Here is a 4,351-nt window from a genome sequence, read left to right as displayed (position 1 = left end):
CGGGCCTTCAACACCGACAAGGCCGGCCAGATCAACCGGGCCGAGATCTTCATGCTCCTGCGCCTGGACATCCAGGACGAGCGCTGGCTCTCGGCGATGGTCGCGATCCGCGACGCGATGCGGGTGGTCGGCTCGAAGACCTACGTGCGCTGCTACCGCCGCGAGTCCCGCGAGGGCGCGTGGCAGCCTGTGACCATCGACCTGGCGAAGGCCTGAGCCGATGAGCGCGGTGAAGTCCATCTATGCGGGGGTCCGGGCGCTCGGCATCGCCGAGGAAGACGATCGCCGCGCCCTCTACGAGCGCGTGACCGGCAAGCGCCGGCTGCGCGAGATGACCCCTTCGGAGAAGTCCGCGGTGGTCGACGAGCTGCGCCGGATGGGGTTCCGCCCCGCCGGCGGCCGGCGGCGCCTCGATGGCTCCTACGCCCCTAAGCTGCAGGCCCTGTGGATCGCGGCATGGAACCTCGGCCTGGTGCGCAGCCGGGACGACGCCGCGCTGCTGGCCTTCGTCAAGCGGCAGGCGGGCGTCGACCACACCCGCTTCCTGCACGACGCGGCCGCCGCGGCCAGCGCGATCGAGGGGCTGAAAGGCTGGATCGCCCGGGACGGCGGAGTCGACTGGAGCGACCGCGAAGACCGGCCTCGCTGGCAGCGGGACCACGGCGCGAAGATCGCGTTGGCGCAGTGGTGGCGCCTTCCCGACGTCCGCGCCGCCGCCGGCCAGCACTTCACAGCCGCCGTCTACGAGATCACCGGGCCGAAGAGCGGCCTGCACGCCCTGCACCGCCTCGACTGGCGAGCGGTGAACAACGCCTGGGGCGCCCGCATCCGTGCGGGCGCGGGCGCGGCGCAGGAGGCCTGAGCCATGAACGATCGAGACTACCTCTCCGGATGGTGGGTGATGCCCGCCCTCGTCTTCGAGGCCGCTGTGGTTGCCGTCGCGATGGTCGGCTGCGCGGTCGAGCCCGCAAAGGCGCAGGCGACCACCGTCTGCGGGGCCTATGCGGATATGGCGGCCTCGCTGCGCCAGCACGGCGAGGCGCCCGTCTTCCGCGGCCTCGACGTCCGGGGCTTCGTCGCCGAGGCCTGGGCGAGCCCCGCCGGGGGCTGGACCTGGATCTCCGTCGGCGCCGACGGCCGGGCCTGCCTGGTCGCCGCCGGCGAGGCGGCCGAGGTCATCGCCCTCCAGCCCGAGGAGCGCCAGGGATGACCCAGCTCACCCCCGCCCAGCGCGCCGACGCCGTCCGCATCGTCCGCTGCGCCCACGCGATCTACACCCGCTGCATGGCCCTGCCGGTCGGCGCCCTGGCGCAGGCCGAGGCCAAGGCCGCCGCCGAGCCCGCCCACCTCGATCTGCAGAGCGATGGAGAAACCAGATGACCAAGAACCGCCTCTCGGACCTGACGGACCACCTCTTCGCACAGCTCGAAAGGCTCTCGGATGAAGGCCTCGACGCTGAGCACCTTGAACAGGAGGTCAAGCGTGCCGACGCGATCGTCGCGATTTCCGACCAGGTCATCGCAAATGGCGAGCTGCAGCTGAAAGCCGCGAAGCTCTTCGCCGAACACGGGGCCGGCGTCCTGCCCATGCTGCCGCAGATCGGCAAGGCGACCGACTGATGCGCCGCTGGCTCGAATACAGCGCAGAGGAGCTGGAGTGGATCTCGGCGCGGCGGGAGATGCCGCGGCGGGAGCTGCACGCCGCCTTTTGCGCCCATTTCGAGCGCACCGACGTGAGCGCCGACCACCTCAAGGCGCTCTGCACGCGCAAAGGCTGGAAGACCGGGCGTACCGGCTGCTTCGCGCCCGGCAGCACCCCTGCCAACAAGGGGCGCAAGATGCCGTTCAACGCCAATAGCGCCCGCACGCAGTTCAAGAAAGGCAGCGTCCCCCCCAACGCGAAGCCGTTGGGCCATGAGCGAGTGAACGTCTACGGCTATGTCGAGATCAGCGTCGCCGAGACGAACCCCTATACGGGCGGCAGCCGGCGGTACGTCACGAAGCACAAGCTGCTCTGGGAGCGCGCGAACGGTCCGCTGCCCGAGGGCATGCGTCTCAAGTGCCTCGACGGCGACAAGCTCAACACCGACCCGTCCAATTGGCTCGCCATCCCGACGGCGCTGGCGCCGCGGCTGAATGGCCGCTTCGGACGCGGCTACGACGCTGCGCCGGCCGAGCTGAAGCCGGTGATCATGGCGACGGCGCAGCTTGAACATGCCGCCCGAGAGCGCCGGAAAGGCGGCCGCGACGCAGGCGCGGCGCCGCGCCGGGTTGCGGCCCGCAGGCAGAAGGTGGAGGCGCCGGAGTCTCCGAGCCGAACCGGCGCTCCGCAGGCCGAGCCGTCTTCCGCCCTGCATCGTCGGGTGATCTCGGAGCTGCGGCGCCCCGAGTTCGACCTCCCGACCGACAAGATCGACCTTCTGGTTTCGGAGCACTGGCGCACCGCCTGCACCGCGGCGCGTAGGCAGCGAGCCTTGACGCGCCAGCCGCTTCACCGCTGCGTCGCGGTCGAGCTGTCGCGGCTTGCCAGACGGCGCGATGGCGCGGGCGCCGCCATTTCCAAATCCGCCCTGAACGGCCGTTGAAACCCCGATGAACTGGCCCTTCGATCCCCTTTTCCCGATGCGCTACGGCGCCATCCTCGCGGACCCGCCGTGGCCCTACGAGATGCGCTCGGCGAAGGGCCACGGCCGCTCGCCCGAGGCGCACTACGCCACCATGCCGATCGAGGAGATCAAGGCGCTGCCGGTCCATCGGCTGGCCGGCCCGGATTGCCTGCTGTTCCTGTGGTCAACCTGGCCGCACCTGCCGGTGGCCCTGGAGGTGATCGAGGCCTGGGGCTTCACGTTCAAGACCGGCGGCTCCTGGACGAAGCGGGCGCGCAACGGCCGGGTCGCCATCGGCACCGGCTATCTGCTGCGCAGCTCGACCGAGCCCTTCCTGATCGCGACCATCGGCTCGCCCGAGATCCGCGACCGCTCGATCCGGAACCACATCGACGCCCTGCGCCGCGAACACTCCCGCAAGCCTCCTCAGGCGCGCGAGATGCTCCGCAAGCTCCTCCCGCACGCCTGGGCCTGCGAGCTGTTCGCCACCGAGGACTGGAGCGAGGGCGAGACCTGGGCGCCGAAGGCGCACGCCTGGCGGGAGACGGCCGATGGCTGAGCTGGGACGCATCGAGCACGGGCCCGCCCACGTCCTTCTTCGAACCCTTCCGGCGCGCAGCGTCGACATGGTCTACGCGGATCCGCCCTTCTTCACCCAGCGGGAATGGAAAGCGGCCGGCGGCGGGTTCTCCGACGTTTGGCGCTGGGACGAAGCGGCCGAACGACGCCTCTCCGCGCTCGGGTCGCGATGCCCCGCCCGAGCCGATCTCCTGCAGGCGATCGTCGTCCGGGCGCCGGCGCTGGCGTACCTTCTGGCGCTCGAGGAAATCGTCGACGCCGCGCACCGGACGCTGCGGCCGACGGGGACCTTCTGGCTCCACATCGACGACACGGCAGGCGCCTACGCCCGCGTCCTCGTCGACCACGTGTTTGGATCCGACCGCGCCTGGGGTTCGCTGACCTGGCGCCGCTCGACGGGTTCCGTCCCAGCCCGACGCTTCGCCCGATGCCATGACGGCATCCACGCCTGGGTGCGCACGGGAGCGGCGCTGTCGCGACTCGCCTCGCCGGCCGGAGAGGATTGCGGCCGGCCGATGGAGATCGACGGCGTCCGGGGCTGGCGTCTGGAGGCATTCGCCGTCGACGCGCTGACGTCGGGGTCGACCGAACGCCTCGGCTGGCCGACCCAGAAGCCGGAGGCGCTGCTGCGCAAGGTGGTCGCGCTGGGCTCGCGGCGCGGGGACGTGGTGCTGGATCCCTGCTGCGGATCGGGGACCACGCTGGCGGCGGCCCGCGACCTCGGCCGGCGCTGGATCGGCTTCGACGCCAGCGCTGCGGCCGTGGAGATCGCCCGCGGCCGGCTGGCGGCGACCGAGGGTCGGCAAGGCGAGCTGTTCGGGGAGGCGGCCGATGGCTGAGGTCCCCGCCGGCACGCCGACCGCCGTGGCGCCCTATGTTCGCGCGCTGGGCGTAGACCTGACGGTCGAGGTGCTGCTCGAGTTCGGGGGGGCGGAGATCTATTTCTCTCCGACCTCGAACGGCCGCTCGAAGCTTGCGAAGCTGGTCGGAGCGGAGCGGGCGGCGGAGCTGACGCAGAAACTCCAGGCCGGAACCCGTGGCCATCGCCGCGTCCCGACCGCCCGCCGCTGGGTCGCGTTCCGGCTTCGCGATCGGGGATTGCCGACCGCCGAGATCGCTCGCAGACTGCATGTGACCGACGTCGGGCTGCGGAAGTGGTTCGAAGCA

The 4,351-nt window shown here is 71.4% G+C and carries 9 protein-coding genes; all 9 read left to right on the top strand.

What is annotated here, in order from left to right; translation table 11 throughout:
• Positions 1–216: DUF3164 family protein (locus BM064_RS26325; RefSeq protein ID WP_143103479.1), on the top strand; the 216-nt coding region annotated here is incomplete at its 5' end.
• Between the two features lie 4 nt (positions 217–220).
• A complete protein-coding gene (locus BM064_RS26320; RefSeq protein ID WP_218161135.1) occupies positions 221–862 on the top strand; it encodes a regulatory protein GemA in 642 nt (213 codons plus the stop codon).
• A 3-nt stretch (positions 863–865) separates the two neighbouring features.
• Entirely contained in the window at positions 866–1,210 is a 345-nt protein-coding gene (locus BM064_RS27705) for a hypothetical protein (protein ID WP_092866483.1), read from the top strand.
• Positions 1,207–1,380 (top strand): hypothetical protein, encoded by a 174-nt coding sequence (locus BM064_RS27700; protein WP_177236414.1) that lies wholly within the window; start codon positions 1,207–1,209, stop codon positions 1,378–1,380. The genes BM064_RS27705 and BM064_RS27700 overlap by 4 nt, the downstream gene beginning before the upstream one ends.
• On the top strand, positions 1,377–1,619 hold the full coding sequence (locus BM064_RS26310; RefSeq protein ID WP_092866480.1) for a hypothetical protein: 243 nt from the start codon (positions 1,377–1,379) through the stop codon (positions 1,617–1,619). The genes BM064_RS27700 and BM064_RS26310 overlap by 4 nt, the downstream gene beginning before the upstream one ends.
• Positions 1,619–2,584, top strand: coding sequence for an HNH endonuclease (locus BM064_RS26305; RefSeq protein WP_092866477.1), 966 nt, complete (start codon positions 1,619–1,621; stop codon positions 2,582–2,584). The genes BM064_RS26310 and BM064_RS26305 overlap by 1 nt, the downstream gene beginning before the upstream one ends.
• 7 nt (positions 2,585–2,591) lie before the next feature.
• Positions 2,592–3,164, top strand: a complete 573-nt coding sequence (locus BM064_RS26300; protein ID WP_092866474.1) for an MT-A70 family methyltransferase — start codon at positions 2,592–2,594, stop codon at positions 3,162–3,164.
• The gene (locus BM064_RS26295; RefSeq protein WP_092866471.1) at positions 3,157–4,023 is read left to right on the top strand and encodes a DNA-methyltransferase; all 867 of its coding nucleotides are present in this window, start codon (positions 3,157–3,159) and stop codon (positions 4,021–4,023) included. Before BM064_RS26300 ends, BM064_RS26295 begins: the two co-directional genes overlap by 8 nt.
• Positions 4,016–4,351, top strand: a 336-nt coding sequence (locus BM064_RS26290; RefSeq protein ID WP_092866486.1) for a hypothetical protein, incomplete at its 3' end; no start/stop codon positions are given. The genes BM064_RS26295 and BM064_RS26290, both read left to right, overlap by 8 nt.

The organism is Albimonas pacifica (genome assembly GCF_900113695.1).
GTDB classification, from domain to species: domain Bacteria; phylum Pseudomonadota; class Alphaproteobacteria; order Rhodobacterales; family Rhodobacteraceae; genus Albimonas; species Albimonas pacifica.
This window is presented reverse-complemented; position numbering and strand designations above follow the sequence as displayed.